This is a genomic window from Nocardia sp. bgisy134, from assembly GCF_965341865.1.
In the GTDB taxonomy this organism is placed as follows: domain Bacteria; phylum Actinomycetota; class Actinomycetes; order Mycobacteriales; family Mycobacteriaceae; genus Nocardia.
Genome location: NZ_CBDQZP010000024.1, coordinates 84,748 through 110,484 on the forward strand (window position 1 = coordinate 84,748; position 25,737 = coordinate 110,484).

28 protein-coding genes are annotated in these 25,737 nt (G+C 70.3%); 13 read left to right on the top strand and 15 right to left on the bottom strand.

The window, feature by feature from the left end:
* Nucleotides 1–73 precede the first annotated feature (73 nt).
* Nucleotides 74–934, top strand: a complete 861-nt coding sequence (locus ACRWNM_RS32145) for an NAD-dependent protein deacetylase (RefSeq protein WP_431971903.1) — start codon at nucleotides 74–76, stop codon at nucleotides 932–934.
* 186 nt (nucleotides 935–1,120) lie between these two features.
* On the opposite strand, the gene ACRWNM_RS32150 is transcribed toward ACRWNM_RS32145, so the two are convergent.
* Complete coding sequence (locus ACRWNM_RS32150; RefSeq protein WP_431971904.1) at nucleotides 1,121–1,666, bottom strand: SRPBCC family protein; 546 nt, start codon at nucleotides 1,664–1,666, stop codon at nucleotides 1,121–1,123.
* A gap of 121 nt (nucleotides 1,667–1,787) precedes the next feature.
* Here ACRWNM_RS32150 and ACRWNM_RS32155 point away from each other — a divergent pair, with 121 nt between their 5' ends.
* Entirely contained in the window at nucleotides 1,788–2,375 is a 588-nt protein-coding gene (locus ACRWNM_RS32155; RefSeq protein WP_431971905.1) for a TetR/AcrR family transcriptional regulator, read from the top strand.
* Here ACRWNM_RS32155 and ACRWNM_RS32160 read toward each other — a convergent pair.
* Nucleotides 2,372–2,698 (bottom strand): plasmid stabilization protein, encoded by a 327-nt coding sequence (locus ACRWNM_RS32160; protein WP_431971906.1) that lies wholly within the window; start codon nucleotides 2,696–2,698, stop codon nucleotides 2,372–2,374. The two genes, ACRWNM_RS32155 and ACRWNM_RS32160, sit on opposite strands and share 4 nt — an antisense overlap.
* Before the next feature lie 194 nt (nucleotides 2,699–2,892).
* Between ACRWNM_RS32160 and ACRWNM_RS32165 the strand changes: the two genes are divergently transcribed.
* Nucleotides 2,893–4,059 carry an AI-2E family transporter gene (locus ACRWNM_RS32165; protein ID WP_431971907.1) on the top strand — a complete coding sequence of 389 codons (1,167 nt, stop codon included), beginning with the start codon at nucleotides 2,893–2,895 and terminating at the stop codon, nucleotides 4,057–4,059.
* A gap of 37 nt (nucleotides 4,060–4,096) precedes the next feature.
* Nucleotides 4,097–4,933: an SDR family oxidoreductase gene (locus tag ACRWNM_RS32170; RefSeq protein WP_431971908.1), complete on the top strand. Its 837-nt coding sequence runs from the start codon at nucleotides 4,097–4,099 to the stop codon at nucleotides 4,931–4,933.
* 64 nt (nucleotides 4,934–4,997) lie between these two features.
* Here the strand turns inward: ACRWNM_RS32170 and ACRWNM_RS32175 are convergent, their stop codons facing one another.
* Together ACRWNM_RS32175 and ACRWNM_RS32180 are read right to left on the bottom strand one after the other, a co-directional pair.
* Entirely contained in the window at nucleotides 4,998–6,050 is a 1,053-nt protein-coding gene (locus ACRWNM_RS32175; protein WP_431971909.1) for an alpha/beta hydrolase, read from the bottom strand.
* Between the two features lie 84 nt (nucleotides 6,051–6,134).
* Nucleotides 6,135–6,944, bottom strand: a complete 810-nt coding sequence (locus ACRWNM_RS32180; RefSeq protein WP_431971910.1) for an ABC transporter permease — start codon at nucleotides 6,942–6,944, stop codon at nucleotides 6,135–6,137.
* 238 nt (nucleotides 6,945–7,182) lie between these two features.
* Between ACRWNM_RS32180 and ACRWNM_RS32185 the strand changes: the two genes are divergently transcribed.
* Nucleotides 7,183–7,719: a hypothetical protein gene (locus tag ACRWNM_RS32185; RefSeq protein WP_431971911.1), complete on the top strand. Its 537-nt coding sequence runs from the start codon at nucleotides 7,183–7,185 to the stop codon at nucleotides 7,717–7,719.
* A gap of 23 nt (nucleotides 7,720–7,742) precedes the next feature.
* On the opposite strand, the gene ACRWNM_RS32190 is transcribed toward ACRWNM_RS32185, so the two are convergent.
* The 3 genes from ACRWNM_RS32190 to ACRWNM_RS32200 all read right to left on the bottom strand — a co-directional run bounded on the left by ACRWNM_RS32190 (nucleotide 7,743) and on the right by ACRWNM_RS32200 (nucleotide 10,861).
* Nucleotides 7,743–9,095, bottom strand: coding sequence for a cytochrome P450 (locus ACRWNM_RS32190; protein ID WP_431971912.1), 1,353 nt, complete (start codon nucleotides 9,093–9,095; stop codon nucleotides 7,743–7,745).
* Between the two features lie 90 nt (nucleotides 9,096–9,185).
* Nucleotides 9,186–9,740, bottom strand: a complete 555-nt coding sequence (locus tag ACRWNM_RS32195; protein WP_431971913.1) for a DJ-1/PfpI/YhbO family deglycase/protease — start codon at nucleotides 9,738–9,740, stop codon at nucleotides 9,186–9,188.
* 80 nt (nucleotides 9,741–9,820) lie between these two features.
* Nucleotides 9,821–10,861: an Lrp/AsnC family transcriptional regulator gene (locus tag ACRWNM_RS32200; RefSeq protein WP_431971914.1), complete on the bottom strand. Its 1,041-nt coding sequence runs from the start codon at nucleotides 10,859–10,861 to the stop codon at nucleotides 9,821–9,823.
* Between the two features lie 115 nt (nucleotides 10,862–10,976).
* Between ACRWNM_RS32200 and ACRWNM_RS32205 the strand changes: the two genes are divergently transcribed.
* The 3 genes from ACRWNM_RS32205 to ACRWNM_RS32215 all read left to right on the top strand — a co-directional run bounded on the left by ACRWNM_RS32205 (nucleotide 10,977) and on the right by ACRWNM_RS32215 (nucleotide 13,264).
* On the top strand, nucleotides 10,977–12,140 hold the full coding sequence (locus tag ACRWNM_RS32205) for an alpha-hydroxy-acid oxidizing protein (RefSeq protein ID WP_431971915.1): 1,164 nt from the start codon (nucleotides 10,977–10,979) through the stop codon (nucleotides 12,138–12,140).
* A 65-nt stretch (nucleotides 12,141–12,205) separates the two neighbouring features.
* Nucleotides 12,206–12,760: a class I SAM-dependent methyltransferase gene (locus ACRWNM_RS32210; RefSeq protein ID WP_431971916.1), complete on the top strand. Its 555-nt coding sequence runs from the start codon at nucleotides 12,206–12,208 to the stop codon at nucleotides 12,758–12,760.
* Between the two features lie 39 nt (nucleotides 12,761–12,799).
* Complete coding sequence (locus tag ACRWNM_RS32215) at nucleotides 12,800–13,264, top strand: MerR family transcriptional regulator (protein WP_431971917.1); 465 nt, start codon at nucleotides 12,800–12,802, stop codon at nucleotides 13,262–13,264.
* Here ACRWNM_RS32215 and ACRWNM_RS32220 read toward each other — a convergent pair.
* Nucleotides 13,251–14,429 (bottom strand): cytochrome P450, encoded by a 1,179-nt coding sequence (locus ACRWNM_RS32220; protein ID WP_431971918.1) that lies wholly within the window; start codon nucleotides 14,427–14,429, stop codon nucleotides 13,251–13,253. The two genes, ACRWNM_RS32215 and ACRWNM_RS32220, sit on opposite strands and share 14 nt — an antisense overlap.
* A 98-nt stretch (nucleotides 14,430–14,527) precedes the next feature.
* Here ACRWNM_RS32220 and ACRWNM_RS32225 point away from each other — a divergent pair, with 98 nt between their 5' ends.
* The gene (locus tag ACRWNM_RS32225; RefSeq protein WP_431971919.1) at nucleotides 14,528–15,340 is read left to right on the top strand and encodes an SAM-dependent methyltransferase; all 813 of its coding nucleotides are present in this window, start codon (nucleotides 14,528–14,530) and stop codon (nucleotides 15,338–15,340) included.
* A gap of 74 nt (nucleotides 15,341–15,414) precedes the next feature.
* On the opposite strand, the gene ACRWNM_RS32230 is transcribed toward ACRWNM_RS32225, so the two are convergent.
* Nucleotides 15,415–16,368 (bottom strand): DNA polymerase domain-containing protein, encoded by a 954-nt coding sequence (locus tag ACRWNM_RS32230; protein ID WP_431971920.1) that lies wholly within the window; start codon nucleotides 16,366–16,368, stop codon nucleotides 15,415–15,417.
* A gap of 377 nt (nucleotides 16,369–16,745) precedes the next feature.
* Entirely contained in the window at nucleotides 16,746–17,069 is a 324-nt protein-coding gene (locus ACRWNM_RS32235; RefSeq protein ID WP_431971921.1) for a hypothetical protein, read from the bottom strand.
* Nucleotides 17,070–17,536: 467 nt separating this feature from the next.
* Here ACRWNM_RS32235 and ACRWNM_RS32240 point away from each other — a divergent pair, with 467 nt between their 5' ends.
* Nucleotides 17,537–19,021: an AIM24 family protein gene (locus tag ACRWNM_RS32240; protein WP_431971948.1), complete on the top strand. Its 1,485-nt coding sequence runs from the start codon at nucleotides 17,537–17,539 to the stop codon at nucleotides 19,019–19,021.
* Between the two features lie 18 nt (nucleotides 19,022–19,039).
* Here the strand turns inward: ACRWNM_RS32240 and ACRWNM_RS32245 are convergent, their stop codons facing one another.
* Complete coding sequence (locus ACRWNM_RS32245; RefSeq protein ID WP_431971922.1) at nucleotides 19,040–19,798, bottom strand: ATP-binding protein; 759 nt, start codon at nucleotides 19,796–19,798, stop codon at nucleotides 19,040–19,042.
* A 248-nt stretch (nucleotides 19,799–20,046) separates the two neighbouring features.
* On the opposite strand from ACRWNM_RS32245, the gene ACRWNM_RS32250 reads away from it, so the two are divergent.
* Together ACRWNM_RS32250 and ACRWNM_RS32255 are read left to right on the top strand one after the other, a co-directional pair.
* A complete protein-coding gene (locus ACRWNM_RS32250) occupies nucleotides 20,047–20,358 on the top strand; it encodes a hypothetical protein (protein ID WP_431971923.1) in 312 nt (103 codons plus the stop codon).
* 78 nt (nucleotides 20,359–20,436) lie between these two features.
* On the top strand, nucleotides 20,437–22,086 hold the full coding sequence (locus tag ACRWNM_RS32255; protein ID WP_431971924.1) for an alkaline phosphatase D family protein: 1,650 nt from the start codon (nucleotides 20,437–20,439) through the stop codon (nucleotides 22,084–22,086).
* A 3-nt stretch (nucleotides 22,087–22,089) separates the two neighbouring features.
* Here ACRWNM_RS32255 and ACRWNM_RS32260 read toward each other — a convergent pair whose 3' ends face one another.
* From ACRWNM_RS32260 to sigK, 3 genes are all read right to left on the bottom strand, one after another.
* Entirely contained in the window at nucleotides 22,090–22,263 is a 174-nt protein-coding gene (locus ACRWNM_RS32260; RefSeq protein WP_431971925.1) for a hypothetical protein, read from the bottom strand.
* A gap of 102 nt (nucleotides 22,264–22,365) precedes the next feature.
* Entirely contained in the window at nucleotides 22,366–23,085 is a 720-nt protein-coding gene (locus ACRWNM_RS32265) for an anti-sigma factor (RefSeq protein WP_431971926.1), read from the bottom strand.
* Nucleotides 23,082–23,747: an ECF RNA polymerase sigma factor SigK gene (gene sigK, locus ACRWNM_RS32270; RefSeq protein WP_431971927.1), complete on the bottom strand. Its 666-nt coding sequence runs from the start codon at nucleotides 23,745–23,747 to the stop codon at nucleotides 23,082–23,084. Before sigK ends, ACRWNM_RS32265 begins: the two co-directional genes overlap by 4 nt.
* A gap of 203 nt (nucleotides 23,748–23,950) precedes the next feature.
* Between sigK and ACRWNM_RS32275 the strand changes: the two genes are divergently transcribed.
* Nucleotides 23,951–24,169: a hypothetical protein gene (locus ACRWNM_RS32275; RefSeq protein WP_431971928.1), complete on the top strand. Its 219-nt coding sequence runs from the start codon at nucleotides 23,951–23,953 to the stop codon at nucleotides 24,167–24,169.
* Nucleotides 24,170–24,320: 151 nt separating this feature from the next.
* On the opposite strand, the gene ACRWNM_RS32280 is transcribed toward ACRWNM_RS32275, so the two are convergent.
* Nucleotides 24,321–25,727, bottom strand: a complete 1,407-nt coding sequence (locus tag ACRWNM_RS32280; RefSeq protein WP_431971929.1) for an amidase — start codon at nucleotides 25,725–25,727, stop codon at nucleotides 24,321–24,323.
* Nucleotides 25,728–25,737 lie beyond the last annotated feature (10 nt).

The following is a 25,737-nucleotide window of genomic DNA, read 5'->3' on the forward strand; positions in this document are numbered from 1 at the left end:
GTACCTCCGTCTCGGCTCGGGCCGTGCGCGGTCCTCGGATGGACTCCGTTCCGCTGCGCCTACGATGCGTGTCATGTCGCACGATGCGGAGCTGGAGCGGTTGGCCGGGGTGCTGGCCGGCCGCCGGGTCGCGGTGCTGACCGGCGCGGGGATCTCCACCGACAGCGGCATCCCCGACTACCGCGGCCCCGATTCCCCGCCCCGCACTCCCATGACCTACCAGCAGTTCGTCGGGGATGCCGCCTTCCGCCAACGGTATTGGGCGCGCAACCACATCGGCTGGCGCCGGATGGACGCCGCCCGCCCCAATCGGGGACACCGCGCGCTCGCCCGGCTGGAACGCCTCGGCGTCGTCACCGGATTGATCACCCAGAACGTGGACCTGCTGCATACGAAGGCGGGCCACCGCGGGGTGATCGACCTGCACGGCGTCTACGCCCGGGTGCGCTGCCTCGGCTGTTCCGCCCTGATCTCCCGGATGACGCTGGCCGACCGGCTGGAGACGGCCAATCCCGGCTTCGCCGAGTCGGCCACCGCCACCGGCGTCGAGGTCGCGCCCGACGCCGACGCCGTGGTCGCCGACACCGACAGCTTCCGGATGGTCGACTGCGCCCGCTGCGGCGGCATGCTCAAGCCGGACATCGTCTACTTCGGCGAGAACGTCCCGAAGGACCGCGTCGCCGCCGCCTTCGACCTCGTCGACGCCGCCGACGCCCTCCTCGTCGCAGGGTCCTCGCTCACCGTCATGTCCGGCCTGCGCTTCGTTCGCCGCGCAGCGGCCAACGGCCGTCCCGTGGTGATCCTCAACCGCGGCCGCACCCGCGGCGACGATCTCGCCACCCTGACCATCGACGCGGGGTGCTCGGAAATTCTCGAAGCACTGGCTCGTCTCTACACGAACGAGCCCGCAGCCGCGGCGGTCGAGTCGAGGTAGCGTCCGCCTCGGCTACGCGACAGGTGGAAACCGTTGCCGCCGAGGCAGTCTCGGAGCTCGGCACGCCTGGATCGCCGCCCGGGAGCCCGCCTTCGGGTTGGCCAACCGATGGCGGAAGCCGTTGTCGCCGAGCCGGACTCGGAGATCGGCACGGCTCGCTCGCCGACGGGGACCGCTTTCGTTCGGCTAACCCGCGACAGAAGCCGTTGTCGCCGAGCCGGACTCGGATACCGGAGCGTCGGGCCCGATCGCACGGTCGGCGAGCCAGTGGAGCACGCGCACCACGGGACTCCAGCGCGCGGGCCGCCGGACCGACCCGGTGAGGGCGCGTTCGGCGCGGTCGAAGGAGTCCTCCAGGCACGCGTCGTGCATCCAGCGGTAGGCCAGTGGCCAGGTCAGGCGGGCCGGGCCGCGGGCGTGCATGGCGAGCAGGTGGATCAGGTCGACGCCGCCGGGAGTCGGCTGGACGGTGAATTCGTGGAAGCCGTCGAAGCCGCGCGGGCCGGTGAACCGGAAGCGCACCCACCGACCGGGTTCGTAGCGTTCCACCGTGTAGCGGACCGGACCGTGCCCACCGGCCGCGCCCACGCTCAGCGGGCGATCGAAGCGCATGGGTGGCCAAGCAGGCGCGGGCCAGAGCCTGTCGTCCTCGCTCGCGAGCGAGTCGAGCAGCGAGCCGGCCTCCGCCGCCGACGCGGCCAGGTGGCGAACGTGAATATTGATGACGGCCATGGTTTTTCGCTCCTTCTTCAGCCGTGCGCGGAAATCAGGCGGCGTGCGGGGTCGCGGTGGCGACGCCCGAGCATTTTAGAGAGTTGTCTCTAAAACAGAATTAGAGCATATCCTCCAATACATGGGAAGACCACCGAAGCACGACGCCGATCGGCTGCTCGACGCGGCCGCGGAACTGCTCGCCACGGGCGGGCCCGCCGCGGTCACCATGTCGGCGGTGGCCAAGGCGGTCGGCGCGCCGAGCGGGTCGGTCTATCACCGTTTTCCGGACCGGCCGGCGCTGCTCGCCGCGCTGTGGTCACGCACGCTGCGCCGCTTCCACGAGGAACTGCTCGCGGTGTTGACCATCGAGCGGCCCGAGGAGGCGATCCGCCGCAGCGCGCGGGCGACCCTCGACTGGGCACGACGAAACCCCCGCGATGCGGCCGTGCTGCTCACGGGGGCGAGGGAATTGGGTGAGCGAGACTGGAGCAGGCAGGCGCGCGAAGACACCGCGCGGGCCAACACCGCGATCCAAGACGCGCTGACCGAGCTGATCGCACGCACCGGCGACACGGGCGCCCAAGCTACCGACCAGGTGCTGCTTGCGATCGTCGACCTGCCCTACGCCCTGGTCAGGCGGTATCTACGGGCCGGGCAACAGATCCCGCCGCACGCCGCCGATCTCGCCGAGCGCGCCGCGGTGGCGCTGCTCGGCGCGACCGATTAGCGACCGAGAGCGCTCTGCAGCTGCCTCTTCGTCATCGTGGAGCGGCCCTTGATGTTGCGCTTCTTGGCCTCGTTGTACAGCTGATCCCTGGTCGGCCCCTTCGGACCGCTGCGGCCGGAGCGCTGCCCGCCGCGCTGCTGCGGCGACATGTCCTCGAGCGACGACCGGCTCGCGGTCTTGGTCTGGCCTGCCTGGGCGCGGTTCTTGTTGACGGTTCGGGCCGCGATCTCCTTGGCGCGCTTGGTACTCGCGCCGCGGTCCTGCGCGGAATCCTTGATGTGCTCGTACTGCCGTTCCTGTTTGCCGGTCCATTCCTTCGGCATGACACACACCTCCTCTGTCGATCGAATACCCGGGAAACGCGTCGGAAACCGGAAAAGCCCGCCTACCGCCACCACCCGGAGATCGGTGCAGCAATCCCGCCTGCCGCCACCGCCGCTCGTCGGTGACCGTCTTGGTCCGCTGCCTCGTGCGAGACTGGGCCGGTGAGAGTGCGTGAGCGAGTGGAAGGCATGTCGTGAGCGAGCCGGACAAGGCCACCGCCGGAACCGACACCGGCAAGAACGAGGCGCTCGTGCTGCGTGAGCGCGGCGGTGTGATCGGCGTCGGACTGCTCTGGCTGGCGAAGTGGTCGCTGTGCCTCGTCGCGATCGCCGCGGGAGCCTGGGTGCTCGGCTGGATCGTCGCGCGGCTGTGGGTGGTGGTCCTGCCGATGGCGCTGGCCGTCGTCGTCGCGACCGTGTTGTGGCCGCCCACCCGGTGGCTCACCAAACACGGCCTGCGGCCGGCTCTGGCCGCCGCGCTCGCGCTGCTCGGCTTCCTCGGTCTGCTCGCCGGTGTGATCGCGCTGATCGTGCCCTCGGTGGTGGATCAGGCCCCGGAGCTGGCCGACAAGGCGACCGAGGGCGTCAACCAGGTGCGCCGTTGGTTGCAGGGCCCGCCGCTGAACATCCGCGACGAACAGCTCGATTCCGCGGTGGACGCCATCGTGTCGCGATTGCAGTCCAGCGCCGAGCAGATCGCCACCGGCGTTTTCAGCGGCGTCACCACCGCCACCTCGGCGCTGGTCACGCTGTTCCTCGTGCTGGTGCTGGCATTCTTCTTCGTCAAGGACGGGCCGCGCTTCCTGCCCTGGCTGCACAGCGTGACCGGGACCCGCGGCGGCAGGCACTTCGAGGAGGTACTGCGCCGGGTCTGGTTCACCCTCGGTGGCTTCATTCGCACCCAGGCGCTGGTCAGCCTGATCGACGCGGTGTTGATCGGCGCGAGCCTGGTGATCCTCGGTGTCCCGCTGGCCGCGGTGCTCGCCGTGCTGACGTTCATCGGCGGCTTCATCCCGATCGTCGGCGCCGTCGTCGCGGGCGCGCTCGCGGTGCTCGTCGCGCTGGTCGGCAACGGCCTGACCACCGCGCTGATCGTGCTCGGCGTCATCCTGGCGGTACAGCAGCTGGAAGGCAATGTGCTGCAACCGGTGTTGCAGAGCCGCAGCATGCAGTTGCACGCGGTGGTGGTGCTGCTCGCCGTGACCGCGGGCGGCTCGCTGTACGGCATCGTCGGCGCGTTCCTCGCCGTGCCGGTCGCCGCCATGGTCGCGGTGGTGCTGCGCTACGTGGGCGAGCAGATCGACGAAGCCACCGCGCCGCCGCCGGAGCCCGAGGACGACACGGCCGAACCCGCGCGGTAACGCCCGCCCCGCATGCGGTTGTGGCAGTGTGGGTTTCATGAAGACGATCCTGATCACGGGGGCGACGTCGGGTATCGGTCTGGAAGCCGCGCGGCAACTGGGCGAAGCAGGCGATCACCTGATACTCGTCGGACGCAATCCCGAGAAGCTCGTCCACGCCGCGCAACTGGTCCGCGAGGCGGGCGCGGGGCAGGTGGACACGCTGGTGTGCGATTTCGCGAGTCAGTCCGCGGTGCGCGAGCTCGCCGCGACGGTGCTCGCGAGCTACGACCGCCTCGACGTGCTCGCAAACAACGCGGGCGGCTACTACCCGCAACGCTCGATGACCGACGACGAGGTCGAAGCCACCTTCGCGGTCAACCATCTCGGCGGCTACCTGCTCACCGAGCTGCTGCTCGACCTGCTGCGGCGCAGCGCCCCGGCGCGCATCCTGTTCACCTCGTCGGTCATGCACTACGGCGCCACCCTGGATTTCGACGATCTGAGCCTGGCGCGCGGCTACTCCGGCGAGAAGGCCTACAGCCAGTCCAAGCTGGCCAACATCCTGTACGTCCGCACGCTGGCGCGGCGGCTGGAAGGCGCCGGGGTGACCGTCAACGCCTTCCATCCCGGCGCGGTGGCCACCGGGATCTGGGACGCGATGCCGTGGTGGGGCAGGCCGTTCGCGGCGGTGGCCAAGCGCGTGTTCATGATTCCCGCCGCCGAGGGCGGGCGCAGGCTCACCTATCTCGCCTCCGCGCCGGAGCCCGCCGGGCACAGCGGACGCTACTTCCAGAACAACGAGCTGAAGACGCCGTCGCGCCGCGCGCAGGACGACGCGCTCGCCCAGCAGCTGGACGAGGTCAGCGCGCGACTGGTGGGACTCTCGAGCTAGGGCGTACCTCCGAGCCAGGGCGTACCTCCGGCCGTGCGCAGGGCCTGCATTCCGGCAGCGCGACTCAGCGGTGCACAGGCACCGCGCTCGCGAGGAATTCGTCGAGCACCGACCAGCTGGCCGCCTCGGGCCCGGCGACGAGCCCGAGGTGGCTGGTGCGCGGCACTTCGACGTAGCGCGCTTCGGCCGCGCCCGTCAGCACCCGCACGCCGGGCGCGACCGTGGCGGCGGGCGCGATGTTGTCCGACAGACTGCCGACGAGCAGCACGCGGCAGCTCACCTTGGCCATTTCGATCACGCGGTCCGCGTCGAGCGGGATGCTGCCCTCGGCCATATGGTTGCCGACGATCATCAGCCGGTAGTTCTGGCGGTAGAGCCGTCCGGGATAGCCGGGCATCCGTCCGATGAACCGGTCGATCGCCTCCATCCGGGCCAGCGCCTCGCTGCGGGCGAGATTGCGCGCGATGAACCACGGGCGCATGATCTCGCGCGGCAGCGCCATGCCGCGGAACCCGAGCTGCACGGCGAACGCCGGGATACCGCCGAAAAGCTCGGTGGCCCAGGCGACTTCACGTCCTCCGGTGACCCGCGCCAGCAGCCGGGACGGCGCAAGCATCGGGTGGTGGCGATAGTCGATCGGGGTGCCGAGCGCGGTGACCGAGGCGATCGGCAGGTCCGCGTGCTCGGCGGCGGTGAGCAGCGCCAGGGTGCCGCCCAGCGACCAGGCGACGACGTCGACCCCTGCTCCGCCGTGCTCGGCGCTGACCCGGGCGATCGCGGTGGGGACGATGTCGTCGATCCACTCCTCGAAGCCCATGTTCCGGTCCGCGTAGGTGATCCTGCCGTAGTCGACGATGTAGGGCGCACGTCCGGTGTCGAGCAGGAACCGGGCCAGGCTCTGCCCGGGGCGCAGGTCGAAGCAGGAGCTGTGCACGGCGAGCGGCGGCACCAGCAGGGCCGGGTTTCCGGAGCCGGACGCGCCCTCGTAGCGGCGCAGCTGCCGGTGCGGCTCGTCGTAGAGCACCGTCGACGGGGTCGGGACGGCGGGTTCGACGCCACCGCCGAAGGTGAGCGCCCAGCCGTTGTCGAGCGCATGCGCCAGATCGGTGAAGATCACTGTTTTCCTCAGTGCACGGACGGATTCGAGTCGAGCGCCGGCTCGGTACCAGCAGCACCGAGTGTAAATAACTGTTACTCGAAGTTACAATTTGGTGGCCGATCTCACCGGCCGCTCCGCGACGCCGCGACCGCCGCGACCTGAATCGCCCGCGTGCCATCGCGTGACGCGGCGGCGGGCGACGAGTTCGATGGTGACCGCAACCGCGCACGACTGGGCGAGCAACAGACCCGAGAGCACCAGGATCTGGACCGCGCCCGCCTGGACGGCCGAGCCGCTGGCGATCAGCACGCCGACGAACGTGCCCGGCAGCGTGACCAATCCGACCGTGCGGGTCTGATCCACGCCGGGCAACAATGCGTCGGCGGCGGTCGGGCGGATCACCTCCAGCCGCGCGTCGCGCTCGGTGAAGCCCAAGCTCAGCGCGGCTTCGACCTCGCCGCGCCGCTGTTCGACGGCGTCGAGAGCGCGGCGTGCCGCCAGCGAAGTCGCCGTCATGGCGCCGCCGAGCACGATCCCGCCGATCGGCACCACAGCCACACCTTCTACCGGGACCACACCGCTGAGCAGCATGGCAGGCAGCACCGCGCCGACTCCCGCGCCCAGCGCCAGCGCCAGCCACGGGCCGGAGTTCCCCGCGCCCGCGCGCCGCGCCGAGGTCACCACCGCGGCGACGAACATGACGGCGAGCACCAGGATCGCCGACCACAGGTGCGCCAGCGACGCCGCCAGCACGAGCGCGACGGCCGCCAACTGCAACGCACCGCGGACGGCCGCGCGCGGCGCCACGAACGGTGAGCCCAGCGACGCCACCCGATACACCGCTGCCGCCGCGATCGCCAGCCCGACGCACAACGCCGCCAGACCGAGATCGGGCCGGATCGCCGCGTTCATCCGCGCTCCGCCCAGGGACTGACACTCACCATCCGACGATCACACCACGACGCAGCCGTCGCGCATCCGCCGAACGGGGTCGTCCGCGGCCCTGCCACCGGCCGTCATCGCGGATTACCATGCAGTGAGGGCTCGAAGAGCACGCGCTGACACTTCGATCGCCCCTCCGCCGATCGGCGTCCGGACCGGGCAGCGTCGCCCCTCGCCGATCGTTCGTCCCGCTCCCGGAGGAGGACGCATGTCCTACCCGCTGCACGAGAAGGTCTGTCTCACCGGCGAGGGTTGCCGCTGCCCGTCGGTCACCCTGTTCCTCGTCCCTGAGCCGCTGATGCCGGGCGGGAACATCCTGCACCTGCTGGAACAGGCGACCGTCGACGATTCCGGCGCGCCGCCGCGGCCCGACGTCCCGCTCATCGAGTCGCTGGAGACGCCCTCGGTGCCCGGCCGCTCCGAACCGCCGATCCACGCCGAGCTGCGCCCGTGCACCGTGCACCTGCCCGACCCCGAACGCCTGCACGCGATCCTGCACGATCACCTGATCATCGATCCCTTCGGACTCGATCTCGGCGATCGCGCCGAGATCACCCGGCTGGCGCTGCTGCCCGAACGTCGCATCGGCTTCCGCCGCAGCGAGGATTTCCAACCCGAATCCATCCGCCGGGCCATGCTCGCGGTCTACCGGCACTTCGCTCTCGACCAGCGCGCACCGCTCGTCTACCACGGCTTCGCGGACCCGACCACCGGCTGGTTCGAGCTGCGCACCGCGGTCGCTTGACCTCACCGCGACCACCGGGGCGGTCATCGGGCGCGCGTGACCGCGGGCGTGATCGCGAAGTCGAGTCCGAAGTGGTCGAGAGTCAACGGAAGGGGGCGGTCCGGCGACAGCGCGGGGGTAGGCCGGGAGTGGAAGTCGGCGGCCTCGATGAGGTGCGCAAGCAGGGCGCTGGTGGTGAACAACACCAGGTTGCGGCCCGGACATCCGGCCGGGCCCGCGCTGAACGGCACCAACTGCGGGTACTGCTGCTCGAGTCCTTCCAACCAGAGATCCGGGACGAACCGGTCGGCGAACGGCAGGGAATCCGCATCGCGATGGAACGCGGGCACGACGATCATCAGGGCCGCGCCGCCCTCGATGGTGAATCGATCGGCGCCCGCCCGCCACTCGGTGTCCTCGGTGATGTCACGCAAGATGACCGGCGTCGTCGGCCACAGCCGCAGCGATTCGAGCACGCAGGCGCGCAGGTAGTCGCGGGACTGCGGGGTGTGCGGATCGGCGGCGTCGGCGGTCGCGCGAGCGTGCTGATCGGGGTGGGTGGCCAGCAGCGCGAGGGCCCGGCTCGCGGCGATGCCCGCCGCGTCGAAAGCGAAGAGCCAGTGCGGAATCTGGCCGACCGGATCGACCGCTCCACCGGCTTCGGTCGCGGCCAGCGCGCCGACGAGACTGTCCGGATCGGCGGCCTCGACATAGCGGTAGAGCCGTTCGGTGAATCGGTCCCTGCGCTTGCGGCGCGGTAGCGCCAGGAACGACCAGTTGGCGGCCGAGCGCAGCTTCCACAGCTCGTCGGTGATCGCGTCGTCGTCGCGCCCGCGCCTGCCGAGCACCAGATGACGGACGAGCCGCCACCAGTCGGCGGTGAACTGGTCCGCGTCGAGGTGTCCGCGGCGCAGCGCGGCCGCCGTCAGGTCGCGCGCCTCGTCGGCGATGATCTCGGCGAACGGTCCGGCGAGGCGGTGCAGCGGCGCCGAGGTGTCCAGCGCCGCCTCGTTCACCGCGCGCCGCTGCGCGCGCACCGGCCCTTCCGACAGCAGCACGCCGTGCGGCTGGAATTGGCGCAGCGCGGCCCGCTTCTCCCGATTGGCCGGATCGAACGGCCGCGGCGCGCCGTCCAGCACCATGCCGACGTCACCCGGGTCGAGCACGACCACGACGCGACGTCCCGGTAGCACCAATTCGACTGGGCCCGCGCCGAATTCGTCACGCAACCGACGCATGCGCGTCACCGCGCGCCGGTCGGCCTTCGCCCGTTCCAGCACACCCATGACGGCGCGTCTGCGAGCGATCACCCCCGAGGCGATCGATGCGAAACCCAGATCCGCCAACGTCGCGAGCGCTCGCGCGCCCACCAGCTGGTTGTAGTGATTGCCTGCCATACAGCCTCCTCCCATGTAGCTGCCCTCGTCAGGGCCGATGTCGTGCGCGTACCCGGCGCCGCCCGGCCGAAACGAGCAGGCCCACCGCCGCTACCCGCGCAACTCGGTGGAGATCGCGCCGACGAAATCGGCCAAATCTCTTGGGGCGCGCGAGGTGATCAGCGTCCAGCCGCCGTCGGACGAGCGGACCACCGGCTCGTCGACCCACGCGCCGCCCGCGTTGCCGACGTCGGTGCGCAGCGAGTGGTAGGAGGTCAGCGTCTTGCCCCGCACCAATTCGGCCTCGACGAGCAACCACGGTCCGTGGCAGATCGCGGCGATCGGCTTGCCCGCGCTCGCGAAATCCTTGGCCAGCGCGACGGCGCGGTCGTCGGCGCGCAGTTTGTCCGCGTTCACGGTGCCGCCGGGCACCACGAGGACGTCGAAGTCGTCCGCGTCCACCGCGTCCAGCGCGGCGTCCGGCGAGATCGCCTCGTCCTTGTCCACATCGTGCCGGAAGGTCTGCACCGGTTCCGATTTCGGCGCCGCGTGGGTGACCTGGGCGCCGCGCTTGCGAAGTTCGTCGCGCGGTACCAGCAGTTCGTCGTGCTCGACGCCGGTATTCGAGGTCAGCACCAGCACCCTGGCGTCGTCCAGTTCAGGCATGGGCGACTCCTCTCTCGATTCGACCACCCCCTCCCCCTGGTCGCATGCCGCGATTCGCCGCCGGTAAACCTCGATCCGGCTCACGCGGTCGCGGCGGGCTCGCTCCAGATGTCCGCGCGTACCACGCGCCTGCTGCGGCCGCGCGGGTCGAGGAGGTGCCCGAACAGCTTGTCGTGGCGCAGGGTGATGGTGCGTTCCGCGATGCGCAGGCCGGGGTGCACGCCCGCGAGCCCGGCCTCGAAGCGCGGTATGTCGGCGAGGCTGTGCAGGTTGGCCTGGATCAGCAAGTTGTGACCGCCGCTGATGGCGGCGCAGTTGCGCGTCTGCGGGAGCCGGATGATCGCGTCGCCGATCTCGGCCAGCCGATCCGGCGGCGCGTCCAGCCACAGCGTCACCGCGACCGGCCAGCCGCCGAGCGGACGCGCGAAATCGCAACGGAACTGGAGCAGTCCGAGCCGGGTGAGCCGGTCCAGCCTGCGCTTGACGGTCGAGGCGGAGGAACCGACAGCGGTGGCCAAGGACTGGTGCGAGGCCCGGCCGTCGAGCGCGAGCTGGGCGAGCAGCGCCCGGTCTCCGTCGTCGATGCTCACCGCCCGCGCAGGCTCCGTCGGCTGCCGCGGCGGAATGTCGAGTTCGGCGCGTTGGTCCGGCGCGAGCGCGTCGATGCGCCAGCGGCCGCCCTCGGTGAACATGTGCGTGACGATCCTGGCCCGCACCGCCGCGACGTGCGGGATGGCGGGCAGCACGTCCAGTGTGTAGTGCGACATGGTGGCCAGATCGCGCGCGCCGACGGTGGCCAGCAGGTTGTAGGTGCCCGCGCAGCGCTCCACGGTGACCATGTGCGGGTGCTCGCACAGGCTGCGGCTGACCGCGGCCGCGGCGTCGGCGGTGCAGCCGATCTCGACGTAGGCGACGGTGATCTGATCGAGCAGCCGCGGGCCCGGCGAGGGACTCACCCACGCCGCGCCCCGCCGCGTGAGCCGTTGCCAGCGGCGGGCCACCGTCACCGGATCGACCCCGAGCGCGTGCCCGAGCTCCGACCATGAACCGCGCGGCCGCAGCTGCAACGCGTTGATCAGGGCGAGCTCGTCTTCGCTCAGCAGTGCGGCGTCATCCTGCATTCGTGCTTCCCATCGTGCCTGATTCCTGCATTCTAGTGGCGTCGAGTGAACGGCGGCCCATGCTTTCTCCGGGCGGCGCGGTGCCGCGCCGACAGACGAAAGGGCAACCGAACCCATGGCCTTCGCCGACTACCAGAACGAGATCTACCTGCGCGGGCTCGGCGGCGTCCAGCCCACGCTGCCCATGTCGTTCGCCGAGCTGGAGGACAAGGCTCGCGCGGCGCTGCCGCCGTCGGTGTGGTCGTACGTGGCGGGCGGAGCCGGTGACGAGCGCACGCAGCGCGCCAACGTGACCGCATTCGACCGGTGGGGACTGGTGCCGCGGATGTTCGTCGGCGCGGCCGAGCGCGACCTGTCGGTGGATTTGTTCGGGCTGACGTTGCCCGCGCCGGTGTTCCTCGCCCCGATCGGAGTCATCGGGCTGTGCGCCCAGGACGGGCACGGCGATCTGGCGACCGCCCGCGCCGCGGCGCGCACCGGCGTCCCGATGGTGGCCTCCACGCTGTCGGTGGATCCGCTGGAGCAGGTGGCGGCCGAAATGGGCGATACGCCAGGCTTTTTCCAGTTGTACACGCCCACCGACCGCGATCTGGCCGCGAGCCTGGTACAGCGCGCCGAGCAGGCGGGCTACCAGGGCATCGTGGTCACGCTCGACACCTGGATCACCGGGTGGCGCCCGCGCGATCTCGGCGTCTCGAATTTCCCGCAGCTACGCGGCCACTGCCTGGCGAACTACTTCACCGATCCGGTGTTCCGCGCCGGGCTGCCCGGCCCGCCGGAAGAGCACCTCCAGGCCGCGGTGCTGCGCTGGGTTCAGCTCTTCGGCAACCCGCTCACCTGGGCCGACCTGCCGTGGCTTCGCGAACTCACCACGCTGCCGCTGATCGTGAAGGGCATCTGCCATCCCGACGACGCGCGGCGCGCGAAAGACGGTGGCGTGGACGGCATCTACTGCTCCAACCACGGCGGCCGCCAGGCCAACGGCGGCCTGCCCGCCCTCGACATGCTGGCCGAGGTGGTCGACGCGGCCGACGGTCTTCCCGTGCTTTTCGACTCCGGCGTCCGCGGCGGCGACCACATCGTCAAGGCGCTGGCCCTCGGCGCGACGGCGGTCGGCATCGGCAGGCCCTACGCCTACGGTCTCGCGCTCGGCGGCGTCGACGGCATCGTGCACGTGCTGCGCGCGCTGCTCGCCGAGGCGGACCTGATCCTGGCCGTCGACGGTTATCGAGGTCTCGCCGACCTGACCAGAGACGCCCTGCGCCGAGTGGCGGTCTGAACAGCCCTTGACTTCAGGTCGACCTGAACTCGCACGCTGAGGGTCGACCTGAAGAAGGGGATGAGATGACCGAGTTCGGAGAACAGGAAAGCCGCGGCTACGACCGGCGCGCCACCAAGCTGCTCGGCGGGCTGTACCGGCACATCGCCGACGAGGCGGCCGCCTCGACCGGCACGGGCGAGGCGGTGCTCGACGTCGGGACCGGACCGGGATTGCTGCTGGCCCACCTCGCCCGCAGGCGACCGGATCTGCTGCTGCACGGGGTGGACCTCTCGCCGCACATGATCGCGCTGGCCCGGGCCAATCTGACCGGGCACGCCGCCGAATTGTCGGTGGGCGATGTGGGCGCACTTCCCTACCCGGACAACAGTTTCGACCTGATCGTCTCGAGCCTGAGCATGCACGAGTGGCCGGATCCGGTCGCGGCGGCGGCGGAGTTGGAGCGGGTGCTCCGCCCGCGCGGGACGCTGGCCCTCTACGACTTCCGGTTCGTCCGCGACGCGTCGATACGGTCGGCGTTGGGCGCGCGCTTCGCGACGCCGACGGTGCGCAGGAAGGTCGTGCGTCCACGCGGGTATCCGATCGGGCTGTACGCCCAGTGGACGGCGCGCGCGGCCTGAGCGGCGCGGCCGGCGCCGAGTGACACATAGGGTGCTGATATGCCGGGTCCTGATATGTCCGAATCCGCCTTGACGATCGGCGAACTGGCCGCGCGATTCGGCCTGGCGACCCATGTGCTGCGCCACTGGGAGGACCTCGGCCTGCTCGCGCCGCGCCGCGATTCCGGCCGCCGCCGCGTCTACCGCGCCGACGACGCGGAGACCGTGGCCGTCATCCTGCTCGGCAAGCGGGTCGGGCTGTCGCTGGCCGAGATCGCCCGGTTGTTCGAGAGCGCCGCCGATCGCGACGCGCGCCGTGAACTCCTGCGCGCGCACCGCGATCAGCTGGCCGTGCGGATCGCGCGCGCCACCGCGGCGCTGGACACCATCGAGCACGCATTGGATTGCGGCGCACCGGATTTCCGCTCGTGTTCGCATTTCCGCGCCAAGGTCGACGAGGCCCTGCGGCTGGGCGTCGACGGGGTGGCGGGCCACCCCGTCGACGTTCCGCTCAGCGAGCGGTGACCGTGGTGGGCAGGCTCGCGAAGCCGCGGTTATTCGAGGAGTGGACGCGGCGCAGGTTCGCGGCGTCGATGTCGTAGTCGGCGATCGTGCCGACGATCTCCTCCAGCGCGACGCGCAGTTCCAGCTGCGCCAGGTTCGCACCGAGGCAGTGATGGCGGCCGCTGCCGAAGGACAGCGCGGCGCCGGTGTCGCGGTCCAGGTCGAAGGCGTCGGGGTCGGCGAAGACCTCGGGGTCGCGGTTGGCCGAGCCGGTCAGCAGCAGGATGCGCGCGCCCGCCGGGATGTCGACGCCGTGCAGGGTGATCGGCTCGGTGGTGCTGCGCAGCTGGGACTGGGTGGCGGGTTCGTAGCGCATACCCTCGGCGATCCACTCGTCGATGCGTCCGTCGAAGGCCTCGCGGCGCTGGTCGGGGTGCTGCCACGCGGCATGCCAGAGGTTGCCCAGCGTCAGCATGGCGGTCTCGATGCCCGCGCCGACCAGCAGGATCAACACCCCGACGATCTCCTCGGGGGTGAGCCGGTCGTCGCCGTCCGCGGCGTCCAGCAGACCCGAGAGCAGGTCGTCGCGGCGGGTCTTGCTGCGTTCGATGGTCAGCTCGGTGTAGTAGCCGACCAGCGTGCCGATGGCCTGCATCGCCTCGGGGCGCAGATCGGTGGATTCCTCGTCGGTGTACATGATCTCCATGCCCAGTTTGCGGAGCATGTCGCGGTCGGCCTCCGGGACGCCGACCAGTTCGGAGATCACGTCGGTCGGGAACGGACCCGCGAAATCGGCCATCAGATCGAAACTTTCGCGTTCCAGCAGCGGCCGCCACAGCCCGCGCGCGATCTCGCGTAGTCGCGGCTGCAATTCCTGCACCCGCCGGTTGGTGAACGCGCGGGCGACGAGACCACGCAACCGGGTGTGCTTGGGCGGGTCCATGGCGACGAAGGAAAAGAACCGCTCGGCCTGCGGTCCCCAGAACGCGGGCTCCATCCGTAATCCGTTGGCACTGGAGAACCGATCCGAATCACGCAGTGCGGCAACGATATCGGCATACCGGGAGAAGGCGTAGAAGTCGTCGGCCGGGTTGTGGAAGACGGGCGCCTCCGCGCGTAGCCTTGCGTAGTACGGATAGGGATCGCGGTGGACGTCGAAATCGTATGGGCTGTACTGCAACTGCATGACGGAGCCTTCCGGGGGCCGTGCGAGTTCTCACCCTCGCTACCGGTTCGCAACTCGAGCTGACATGATGAGCGTAGTCGAGATGAATTGAGGGCACGGTGGACTCGGAATCGGCAGCTGCCAGGGTGGATGTCAGCAAACCGCACCCGGCGCGCCGGTACGACTACTGGCTCGGCGGAAAGGACAATTTTCCGGCGGACCGGGACTCGGCCGACGCGGTGGCCGAAGCCTTTCCGACCGTCCGGCTCGCCGCGGTGGAGAACCGCAACTTTTTGCGTCGCGCGGTGACGTATCTGGCCGCCGAGGCGGGCATCCGGCAATTCCTCGACATCGGCACCGGACTGCCCACCGCGGGCAATGTGCACGAGATCGCGCAGGGCATCGCACCGGAATCGCGGATCGTGTACGTGGACAACGACCCGATCGTGCTGGTGCACGCCCGCACGCTGCTGGACAGCTCACCCGAGGGCGCGACCGCCTACCTCGACGCCGATCTGCGCGACCCGGATCGGATCCTGACCCACCAGGACCTCACCTGCACGCTCGATCTGACCGAGCCCGTCGCGCTGATGCTGGTGGCCATCATGCACTTCATCACCGACGACGAGGCGCCCTACGGCCTGGTGCGCCAGCTCTGCGAGGCGCTGCCCTCCGGCAGCTACCTGGTGATGACCCACGCCACCAGCGATCACCTCACCGACGAGGACCTCGCCGAGACGAAGCAGGCCAACAAGCGCAGCGGCGTCCCCTTCCAGCTGCGCTCCACCGCCGAATTCCGCCAGTTCTTCACCGGCTTCGACCTCGTCGCGCCCGGCATCACTTCGGTGATGACCTGGCGCCCCGAAGTCTGGCGCGCCCACCCCCGCCCCGAGGCGGTCTCCATGCTCGCCGGCGTCGCCCGCATCCCCTGACTCCCACACACCATTCCCGCGCCTCACAACGCCACCGGTTTTTGTGCGGCGTGCACTGGCCTTGTGGGACGGGTTCAGGAGGTGCGACGAGCCTTGGCGCGGCGTTTGCCTTCGTGCATGGCTTGGACCCTGGCGACGGGGATGGTGTGGCCTTCGGCGATCAGGTCGGCCGGAAGTTGTTGCGGGGCAGGCATTTCGTCGGCCCAAGGGTCGCGGTCGCCGAGGTGGTCCGGGGCGGTGCGGAGGGTGAAATCGGACGGCTTCGCGTCCGCGAGGTCGGCCCAGCCGACCGGGAACGACACCGGGACGCCGGGGCGGATGCGCGGGCTGTAGGTCGCGACCACGGTCGCGCCGCCCGCGCGGGTGGAGTCGAGGAAGACCTTGCCCTCGCGGTCCTCGCGGATGAACGCGGTGGTGGCCAGGCCGGGGTCGAGACGCTCGGCGCGGGCGGCGATCGCCCGGGTGGCGGCAGCGGCGTCCTCGACCGCGGTGCCCGCGACGACCGGGACGAACACGTGCACCCCTTTGGCGCCACTGGTCTTCACCGCACCCGAGAGCCCGTCGGCGGCCAGCGCCGCGCGGATCAGCTCGGCGGCGAGCACGGCGTGGCGAAAGGTCTGACCGGGCGAGGGGTCGAGATCGAGGACCAGATGCGTCGGCCCGGCGGAATAGTCGGCAGTCAGCAGCGTCGGGTGGTACTCGACGGCGCGCTGATTACCGAACCACAGCAGGGTGCGCACGTCGTCGCACAGGGCATAGGTCACCTCGCGGCGGGAGCTCTCGGCCCACAGCGTGGTCCGGGGCACCCACTCGGGGGTGTATTTGGGCAGATTCTTCTGCATGAACGGCTCTTGCCCCGGCCGGATGCGCACCACCGACAGCGGGCGGCCGCGCAGCTGGTTCACCAAGCGGTCGCCGATGAACTCCAGGTAGTCGACGAGATCCCGTTTGGTCGCCTCCGCCCCGTCGAAGAGCGGCTTGTCCAGATTCGTCAGCGTGACGCCCGCGCGCACCTCTTCGCTGCCCATCGCCCCACCCTGCCCGGCGGCCTCGGTGCGGTCAACCCTGTGGGTGGTCGGTGCGGCAGGCGCTGCCGCACGTCCCCGGCACCCCGCGACGAGGGTTACGTTTCGAACTCCCCAGAGAACTTCGTGCCGTCCGGCAGGTTCGCCGGACGGCACGAAACTCGTGTTCAGGAAGCTCCGCACCCACAGTGCGGAACGCTATCTCCTTGGCGGGCAAACAGAATCGAGCGGATTCCCCCGCCGCGCCTACCCCGACGCAGCGGACGAATGATCAAATTCCGGCAAATTCACTGCAATAGCGTGCAATCGCTGATGCTCAGCGGCACGTAGAATCCAGCCCCAAGGGGCAAGGCTGGCGCAGCGGCGAGCTACCGAGAGAATCAGGCGGCGGGCTTGGCCTGGGTCAGCTCGTTGACGCCGGTGATCGCGTCGATGATGTTGACGATGGCGGAGGTGCCGCCGTCGAAGGCCGAGCTGCCGGAGTCGAGCATGCTGGAACCGGCGGACGAGCCGCTGAACGAACCCGAGTCGGCGGAGCCCGAGGCCGAACCGGTGCCGGAGGAGCCCGTGGACGAGTCGGAGGCGACGGGGGTCAGCTCCAGCGGGACGGACTGATCGGCGGAGGCCACCGCGACAGGGCCGAAGAACATGGCGGCGGCAGCGGAGACGGCACCGGCGGTGGCGAGGGCCTTACGAGAGAACATGCGTGGAGCTTCCTTTCACAGATGGATAACGACGCCATCACAGGCGCGCATCAGCAACATTAGGAAAAAGAAAACCACAAATCCACTTTCAATATTGTGCCAATTATCACCGTTAATTCTGGGCTAACAGGGCATTGTGCCGAGGTAACACCATTTGATCTTCATATTCGTGCGAATTCGATGATCAAATTCGGTTGATTTCTCGAATGCGCCACGTATCAGCTTGCGGCGGAGCCGATCTCACAGTGGACCTTCGATTCCGGCACGGCGCGGCCCGAGCCGACGACGCTCTCGGGGTCGCGGCCACGACGACGATCCGGCTCGACTCACCGGACGAGGTGGCGCGCCGCGCGACGGCGCGACACACTCGTGACCATGAGTTCGATGTCATGGCGACGCGGCGCGACGGCGGGCCCGGCGTGACCGCGCTGGCTCGCGGCGAGAACCGGCCCGCACCCGGTGACCGGATGACGGTCACCGTCACCTGCACCGCGGCCGTCGACGTGTCCGCCCTGCTGCTGAACGCCGCGGGCCGGGTGCGCTCCGACGGCGATTTCGTGTTCTTCAATCAGCCGGTCGGCCCCGGCGTCACCTATCGGCACGGGCGCGGCGCGGGCGACATGGTCGACGTGCAGACCTCCGCGTTGCCCGCCGACGTGGACAAGGTCGTGGTCACCGCCAGCCTGGACGGCAGCGGCCCGCGCACCTTCGCGGGCGCCGGCTCGCTCACCGCGACCATAGGATCCGATTCCGGCACGATCACTTTCCCGGTGACCGGGCTCAGCACCGAGGCCGCCGTGGTGTGCGTGGAGATCTACCGCCGCGGCGGTGGGTGGAAGATCCGCGCCGTCGGCCAGGGATACGACGACGGGCTCGCCGGGATCGCCAGGGCGTTCGGCGTGAACGTCGACGACGAGCCCGCCCCGGCGCAACCCGCGCCGCCACCGACCACACCACAGGCCGCCCCGCCACCGTCGTACCCGGCCGGACCACCACCGTCCTACCCCGCCGCACCGCCACCGGCGCACCACCCCGGCGGCAGCCCCGCGCCAGGCGGCTACGGCGCCCCGTCCTCTCCGGCCCCCGCCTACCCGAGCACCCCGGCGGCCGGATACGGAACACCGCCCGCACCGGGTTATCCCCCCGCCGGGCAGCCACCGTCCGGCTCGTTCCCTCCCCCGCAGATGTCGACACCCCAGCAAGGAGCGCTGCCGATGCAGAGCGATCTGTTCAACCCGAGCCACGCCGAGGTCAGCGGCGTCGGGATCCAGAAACAGGGCGGCAAGATGATCAAGGTCGGCCTCGTGGGCGAGGTCATGGCACGCGCCGGATCCATGGTCGCCTACCAGGGCGAATTGCAGTTCCAGGCGCTGGGCTCGGGCGGCATCGGCCGCGCCATCCAGCAGCGGCTGACCGGCGAGGGGGTGCCGCTGATGAAGGTGTCCGGCCGCGGCGATCTGTTCCTGGCCAACTCCGCCGCCGACGTGCACATCATCGATCTCGACGGCAGCGATGGGCTGACCATCAACGGCAGCAACGTGCTCGCCTTCGACTCCACGCTGCGCTACGACATCAAGATGGTCCAGGGCGCGGCAGGCTTCGCCAGCAACGCCGGACTCTTCAACTGCGTATTCACCGGGCGCGGCCGGATCGCCATCACCACCCACGGCACACCGGTGGTGCTGAACGTCGACCAGCCGACCTACGCCGATCCGCAGGCCGCGGTGGCGTGGTCGTCCAGCTTGCAGACCGGCATCAAGCGCAACGACTCGTTCGGGCTCGGCAGGCTCATCGGCCGCAGCACGGGCGAGGGCATCACGCTGGCCTTCTCGGGCCGCGGTTTCGTCATCGTGCAGCCCTCGGAGCTGCCGCCCGGCGGGATGCTCGGCGGCACCGGCGGCGGCCAGCAGGCCGGGCAGAGCGGTGGCGTGCTCGGCGGCCTGTTCGGCTAGGCGCGAACCCTGCCCACCTCACGACAGCAGCGGACGCCCCTGATCCACGAGCGTCGCCCACACCACCTTGCCGACCGGCCAGCGCGGTGCGCACCCCCATGCCCGTGCCAGCGAGGCGACCACGTGCAGGCCGAACCGGGCCGGGTGCCCGGCGGCTGGTTCGCGCAACATCGCCTCGTGCGGATCGGCGTCGGCGACCGCGATCGTGAGCAACCCGTGCTGGAATTCCAGGCACAGCCGTAGTTCGCCGAAGGCGTGCAGCAGCGCGTTCTCCACCAGCTCGGTGGCCACCAGCAGCGCGTCGGTGCGCACCTGACCTACACCCCAGCGATCGCACATGCGGGTCACGAATCGCCGGGCATTCATCGAGGAGATCGTGCTCGGCGCCAGCTCGATCGACGCCTCCCGCCGCGGGGGCGCGTCGGGCAGCGACCGCAGCGCCGCCTCGACCGACTCGAAAGCCGGCACCCGGTGCCTGGCCGCGACGGTTGCCGTCGGGTTCGCGATCCCGTCGGCGACCAGCACGATCGGCACGTGCGGCCAATCGTCGACCCGCACCCGGGCGGACGCGCAGGCCGTCGCCACCGCATCCTCGACCAGGTCGAGGTCGTCCACCGCCACGATCACCGCGCGCGGGTGGTCGATGGCGTAACGCACCAGGTCGTCGCCGAAACGGCGACAACCGTCCCAGTCCAAGACCCCAGTAGGCCGGAGCACGGTGCAACCGGCCAGTTCGGATGGGCGCCACCGCAGTGCGCCGCGACGGAACCCGGACATTCGCTCTCCGCCCACACCGTGCCGCTCGGCGGCGCGCGGGCGGTGGCCTATCCCGCTCACGCCGCCGCGGGCTGCGCCCGCCGGATGCGGTGCGGCTGGTCGAGGCGCTCGGCGATATCGACGAACAGGTTCCGAGTCACGCTGGACTGAGTCATCGCGCACGCCTTTCTCGTCGTCGGTCCATGTCACAGATGGGCTACCCAGCTTCGGACCGTCGTATCGGAAGCCGCGCGTTTCACTCCGGTGCGATGCGCGGCCGTTCGGCATCCGGGTTTCCCGCCGAGTCCGCAGGGCACACGGTCGGCATGGACGACGACAACGAGAAGCGCCCCCACTCCACGGTCACCGAGGACGATCTGCGCCGGCTGCTCGCCGCCGGTCCTGATGCGTGCCTGGTCCTGCTCGAGGGGCGCGTCGAAATCACCGAGGGCGCCCCGGACGGGCTGACCATCGCCAGCCGCGACGAGGTGGCCGGCCGCACCGGAGCCGCACCGGACAGGACCCGGTTGAGCGAAGTGGCGGCGGAACTCTCCAGCGAGATCCGGCTCCAGGGCGCCTGAGGGCGCGGCCTTCCCCGCCGAGCGCTCGCCGCGCGGTCGGCGGACCAGCGCCGTGCGCGGCCCGATGTACCGTGACATATGGACCTGTCTCGTCGGCAGCTGTTGAGATTCGGCGCCGCGGGATCGGCCGCGGTGCTCGTCGGCGCCTCGGCCGCGAGCAGCGGGCGCTTCCGCACACCGCGCTGGTCGGAGGATCCGTTCACGCTCGGAGTCGCCTCGGGCGATCCGACGCCGGACGGCGTCGTCCTGTGGACCCGGTTGGCGCCCGACCCGTTCGCACCCGACGGCCACGGCGGCATGATGAATCACCCGGTGACCGTCGATTACGAGGTCGCCGACGACGAACTCTTCCGCCAGGTGGTGGTCCGCGGCTCCGCCGTCGCGACCCGCGAACTCGCGCACAGCGTGCACCCGGAGATCGACGGACTCGCACCGGATCGCTGGTACTACTACCGCTTCCGCGCGGGCTCGGTGATCTCGCCGGTCGGGCGCACGCGCACCGCGCCGCCGCCGGGGCGCCCGACCGCGCGCATGCGATTCGGCTTCGCCTCCTGTCAGTCGTGGAGTTCCGGCTACTACACCGCCTACGAACACCTGGCCCACGAAGACCTGGATCTGGTGGTGCACCTCGGCGACTACATCTACGAGCGCGCGTGGACCCAAGGCCGCCAAGGGCTTTCGACGGGACCGGAGTTTCAGGACGAGGCCGTCGACCTGCCCACCTATCGGCTGCGCTACGCCCTGTACAAGGCCGAGCAACCGCTGCGCGACGCGCACGCCGCGTTTCCGTGGCTGGTCACCATGGACGATCACGAGGTCGACAACAACTGGGCGGCGAACTCGCCCGGCCTCGGCATCGACATCCACCTCGTCCCCACGCTGTTCCGTCGCCGCCGCGCCGCCGCTTTCCAGGCGATGTACGAACATCAGCCGTTGCGGATCGCCCAATTGCCGCGCGGTTCCGGCATGCATCTGCACCGCCGCTACCGGTTCGGCGACCTCGCGGAGATCACCATGCTCGACACCAGGCAGTACCGGACGCCGCAGGCGTGCGGCGGCAACGTCACCGCCGACTGCGACGAACGCCTCGATCCCGACCGCACGATTCTCGGTGCCAGGCAACGGGATTGGCTGCTGGACGGTTTCGCCGCGTCACCCGCCCGCTGGCAGATCGTCGGCAACCAGGTGGGCATGAGCCAGACCGACACCGATCCCGGGCCGGATCTGAGCGTGTCCACCGACTCGTGGGACGGGTACGTGGCCGACCGCAACACCGTGCTCGGCGCGGCCACGGACCGCGGCGTACGCAACCTGGTGGTGATCACCGGCGACCGGCACCAGAACCACGCCACCCAGCTGCGTCGGGACTACACCGATCCCGAATCACCGGTGGTGGCTTCGGAATTCACGGGCACCTCGATCACCAGCGGGAGCGACGGCGCGGACATGAACGACATCGGCCGACGCCTGCTCGCCGCCAACCCCGACCTGAAGTTCTTCAATGCGCAGCGCGGCTACGTCCGCGTCGAGCTGGATCATGGTATGTGGCGCAACGACTTTCGGGTGGTGCCCTACATCCGGCGCCGAGGTGCGCCCATCCACACCCGCGCGAGCTTCGTCGTGCAGGACGGGGTGCCCGGCGTCCAGGAGGCGTGGCGGCCCGAGCCTCCGGTCGAGCCCGCCCCGGAATCCGACATCAGCGCGGGACCCACCAGGGGAACGCGCTGACCCTCACCGGTGGGCGGCGTCGTACCAGTGGTGCGGTATCGCCCAATCCCGGTGCTGCGCAGGGGCGTCCGCGCCGAGCCATTCGTCGTGGCAGCGGGTCGAACCGCCGACGCTCGCGCCGTACAGCAACAGCCCGCGTACCAGGTGCCGCCACAGGGCGGACATGCGCGCTCGCATCGTTACCTCCTCGGCAGGTGCGGCAGGGCCCGGATTCGGGCCAGAATACGTGCGCGCACCAGGCCGCGGAGGCGAATTCGGCGATCGCGTCCGCGCCGCGGATCAGCCGAGGGCGAGGGTGGTGATCGGCGTGGACGTCGGCTGCGGCGAGCCGTCGGGCGGTTCGATCGTGATCGCCAAGGTGTCGGTCGGCAGGAACCTGGTGACGAACGGCGCGTCCGGCGCGGGCAGTTGCGGCAGCACACCGGCCGAGCGCGGCGTACCGTCCGCCGGCACCAGCCACAGCTGATAGGACTGTCCCCGCACCGGTCCGGCGACCCCGTCGAAGTTGACCGTCGCCGCGCCGAGCTGCGCGGAGGTGGTCACCAGCAGCGCCCCGCCGCCTTCGACCGCCGCCGAGCGGGTCCTGGTGTCGGGCTGTTCGTGCACCAGCTGGGCCGTCACGTCGAGGGTGATCGGTCCGGTGTCGCGGCCCGCGAAGATCACGGCTCCCGTCCCCGCGCCCAGTGCGACGATGAGCGCGGCCGCCGCCGCCAGCCACCGCCACCTCGGACGACGCGACCGCAGATCCGTGGTCCCGTCGATGGCGGACAGGACGGCGATCTCCAGACCGGCGGCGGGCGTGACGCTGTCGACCACCGTCATCGCCGCGACGGTCTCGCGGACGCCGCGCACGGTGTTCTCGAAGGCGGCGGCGGTGGCCGGGTCCGCCGCGCGCACCCGCCGCTCGATGGCCGCACGCTCGTCGGCGTCGACGGCGTCCATCGCATACGGGAAGGCAAGATCGAGCAGGTCCGGGTCGGGAGACTCGGCGTCGATCAACCGGATTCACCTCCGCTCAGGCAGGTCGCCAATCGCCGCAGTCCGTCGCGAATGCGGCTCTTGACTGTGGGCAGCGGGATGTCGAGCTGGTCGGCGACCTCGCGGTAGGTGCGCCCGCTGTAATAGGCCAACGCCAATGCTTCCCGCTGGGTGCTGGTCAGTGTGCCGAGGCACTCGAGCACCGATTCTTCGTCCAGGCGCTGGTCGACCGCCTCGGCGACGATGTCGTGGTCGCGGCCGAGATGGCTGTGGCCGTAGACGATGTCCCGATCGGCGGTGGACTGCTCGGTGCGGACGCGGTCGACCGCGCGCCGGTGCGTGAGCATCATCAGCCAGCCGATCGGACTGGCCCTGGTGCGGTCGTACCGGTCCGCCGTCGACCACGCCTGGAGGTAGACCTCCTGGGTGATCTCCTCGGCCGCGGCCTGGCTGCGCGCGATGCGCACCGCGAGGCCGAAGACGCGATGGCTGGTCGCGCGGTAGAACTCGGTGAAGGCATCCCGGTCGCCCGATCCGATGTCGGCCAGCAAATCCGCGAGCCATCGACTGCGTTCGGCCGCCGCGCCCGCCTCTCGGGTGGAGCATTGCGGGGCGCGCGTCCCATTGTCCGCCGGGGACTGGCGCAGCCGGATCAGGCCGCGCTTCCCCGACTCATCGGACATTCTTCACCTTTTCCCGCATAAGAGGTGCTTCGCTGCCGATCGAAATATGGATGGGTGTGATGCGGGAAAATTTCGCAGCAGACGACCGCCTTCGCTCCTCACCCTCCGCACCTGGTCGGCAGCGGCACTGCCGTACCCCAGCATCGGGGGCGACGGCATTCACGTCGTGTGCGGCGGGGAGTCTCGCCGAGTACTCCGTGTCCATGATGAGAAAAACCATCGCGGGCCTGGCCATCTCCGCCGTGCTCCTCGTCCCTGCGGGCATGGCGTCCGCGGCGCCGCACCAAACGCCCGCTCCCGTAGCCGACAGCGGGTCGGCGTCCGCCGGATCGGCCACCCAATCCCTCTGCCTGCTGCTGCGCATGCTGCGCGCAGGCTACGTCGACAGCTCCGGCGGCGGACCCGCCTGCACCTTCCTGTGAACCTGCGTCCGGCGGGCGCCTGGCGGACCGATCCGTCGGCCCCTCGCCCGCCGGCCGCCACCACCGCAGGCCGCGGCTTCTCGGCACCAGTGCACAACCGACCGGCGCTACACCCGCAGCAGGTCCGTGTTTCCAGCAGCGGGTTACGGCCCTACTTCGACGCGGTGATCCGCGGGAAGGGGTTGTCCGCTTCGAGAAGGTAGCCGATCTCCAGGAGGGTGCGCTCGTCTCCGTATGCGGCGCTGCACATCACGCCTACGGGCAGGCCGTTGTCGCCGAGACCCATGGGCACCGAAATGGCGGGTGATCCGGTGACATTGTTCATCGGTGTGTAGCCGGCGTATCGACGCAAGCGGTCGATGAGTTCGTCGGCGGGCACCGTCGGACTGAGGTAGCCGAGCGGTGGGACGGTGTGGGTGGTGACCGGTGAGAGCACGATGTCGTAGTGGGTGAAGACGCGGTCGTAGACCCGCCTCGCCCGGCGCAACCGGTACAGCGCGGCAGGGCTGCCAACGAAACGTTCGCGGTGGTAGCGCGCCAGCCCCTTGGTCAGATCGTCGAGGGCGGAGCGATCGAACGAGCGGCCGTGCTGAAGCTTGCCGGTCAGCGCCGCCATATGCGCCAGCAGCGCCCAGTACAGCAGGAAATCGTCGGCCTGCTGCCGGGCGAACGGCACGCCCATCTCCTCGATACGATGCCCCGCTTTCTCCAGCGACAGCGCGGCCCGCTCGACGGCCATGCGGCTCTCGGCGTCCGGCTCGTCGCCGGTCCCCGATCCGAGCAGTACACCGGTGCGCAGTTGCCGATCGGCCGGACCCTCGACCAGTCCGATGGGAGCAAGTCTCGGGTTGTGCCAATAGCGTTCGGCCGCAGCGGTATACGCCGCGGTATCACGTACCGTACGGGTGAGCACGCCCTCCGAGACGAGCCTGATCGGCAGCTGACGAGCCTGGGCATTGTCCAGATGCCGGAACCGGCTCGGCTTCAGCGCCACCAGTCCCGCGCACGCAGCGGGAATGCGCAACGATCCACCGCCGTCGTTTCCGTGCGCCACCGGCACCACTCCCGCGGCGACCAGCGCGGCGGCGCCGCCGGAGGATCCGCCCACCGAGTAGTCCGGATTCCACGGGTTGACGGTCGGCACCGCGGTCTGGAACTCGGTCGTCGGGTTGAGCCCGAACTCCGGCATCCGCGTCTTGCCGAGCAGCGTCACCCCGGTACTCAGGAACTGCCGCGTGTACGCGTCGTCGCGCGCGGCGAGCCGGGGGCGGAACGCGACGCTGCCGTGGCGGGTCGGCATCCCGGCCACATCCGCGTTGTCCTTGATCAGCGTCGGTACCCCGTACCACACGCCCGAACGCTTCCGCGCGTAGCGCGGCGGATCGAAGCACTCGTGCTGGATGGCGTGCAACGTCGGCTCCACCCGCTCGGCGCGCACGATCGCCGCCCGGGCCAGTTCCTCCGGGCTCACCTCGCCGGACCGAATCGCCGCCGCCAGCGCGACGGCATCGTGGTCGGCCAGGACGTCATCGGTAAACGCGTGCACACGGTCAGCCATAACAGCGCTC

Coding starts and splice junctions, on each gene's coding strand:
- ACRWNM_RS32255 (WP_431971924.1), top strand. CDS start 20,437: ATGGACCTGTCTCGTCGGCAGCTGTTGAGATTCGGCGCCGCGGGATCG.
- ACRWNM_RS32210 (WP_431971916.1), top strand. CDS start 12,206: ATGACCGAGTTCGGAGAACAGGAAAGCCGCGGCTACGACCGGCGCGCC.
- ACRWNM_RS32155 (WP_431971905.1), top strand. CDS start 1,788: ATGGGAAGACCACCGAAGCACGACGCCGATCGGCTGCTCGACGCGGCC.
- ACRWNM_RS32170 (WP_431971908.1), top strand. CDS start 4,097: ATGAAGACGATCCTGATCACGGGGGCGACGTCGGGTATCGGTCTGGAA.
- ACRWNM_RS32240 (WP_431971948.1), top strand. CDS start 17,537: ATGACGGTCACCGTCACCTGCACCGCGGCCGTCGACGTGTCCGCCCTG.
- ACRWNM_RS32185 (WP_431971911.1), top strand. CDS start 7,183: ATGTCCTACCCGCTGCACGAGAAGGTCTGTCTCACCGGCGAGGGTTGC.
- sigK (WP_431971927.1), bottom strand. CDS start 23,747: ATGTCCGATGAGTCGGGGAAGCGCGGCCTGATCCGGCTGCGCCAGTCC.
- ACRWNM_RS32150 (WP_431971904.1), bottom strand. CDS start 1,666: ATGGCCGTCATCAATATTCACGTTCGCCACCTGGCCGCGTCGGCGGCG.
- ACRWNM_RS32195 (WP_431971913.1), bottom strand. CDS start 9,740: ATGCCTGAACTGGACGACGCCAGGGTGCTGGTGCTGACCTCGAATACC.
- ACRWNM_RS32205 (WP_431971915.1), top strand. CDS start 10,977: ATGGCCTTCGCCGACTACCAGAACGAGATCTACCTGCGCGGGCTCGGC.
- ACRWNM_RS32145 (WP_431971903.1), top strand. CDS start 74: ATGTCGCACGATGCGGAGCTGGAGCGGTTGGCCGGGGTGCTGGCCGGC.
- ACRWNM_RS32235 (WP_431971921.1), bottom strand. CDS start 17,069: ATGTTCTCTCGTAAGGCCCTCGCCACCGCCGGTGCCGTCTCCGCTGCC.
- ACRWNM_RS32215 (WP_431971917.1), top strand. CDS start 12,800: ATGCCGGGTCCTGATATGTCCGAATCCGCCTTGACGATCGGCGAACTG.
- ACRWNM_RS32200 (WP_431971914.1), bottom strand. CDS start 10,861: ATGCAGGATGACGCCGCACTGCTGAGCGAAGACGAGCTCGCCCTGATC.
- ACRWNM_RS32180 (WP_431971910.1), bottom strand. CDS start 6,944: ATGAACGCGGCGATCCGGCCCGATCTCGGTCTGGCGGCGTTGTGCGTC.
- ACRWNM_RS32220 (WP_431971918.1), bottom strand. CDS start 14,429: ATGCAGTTGCAGTACAGCCCATACGATTTCGACGTCCACCGCGATCCC.
- ACRWNM_RS32190 (WP_431971912.1), bottom strand. CDS start 9,095: ATGGCAGGCAATCACTACAACCAGCTGGTGGGCGCGCGAGCGCTCGCG.
- ACRWNM_RS32275 (WP_431971928.1), top strand. CDS start 23,951: ATGATGAGAAAAACCATCGCGGGCCTGGCCATCTCCGCCGTGCTCCTC.
- ACRWNM_RS32260 (WP_431971925.1), bottom strand. CDS start 22,263: ATGCGAGCGCGCATGTCCGCCCTGTGGCGGCACCTGGTACGCGGGCTG.
- ACRWNM_RS32160 (WP_431971906.1), bottom strand. CDS start 2,698: ATGCCGAAGGAATGGACCGGCAAACAGGAACGGCAGTACGAGCACATC.
- ACRWNM_RS32250 (WP_431971923.1), top strand. CDS start 20,047: ATGCGCGGCCGTTCGGCATCCGGGTTTCCCGCCGAGTCCGCAGGGCAC.
- ACRWNM_RS32230 (WP_431971920.1), bottom strand. CDS start 16,368: ATGGGCAGCGAAGAGGTGCGCGCGGGCGTCACGCTGACGAATCTGGAC.
- ACRWNM_RS32245 (WP_431971922.1), bottom strand. CDS start 19,798: ATGTCCGGGTTCCGTCGCGGCGCACTGCGGTGGCGCCCATCCGAACTG.
- ACRWNM_RS32280 (WP_431971929.1), bottom strand. CDS start 25,727: ATGGCTGACCGTGTGCACGCGTTTACCGATGACGTCCTGGCCGACCAC.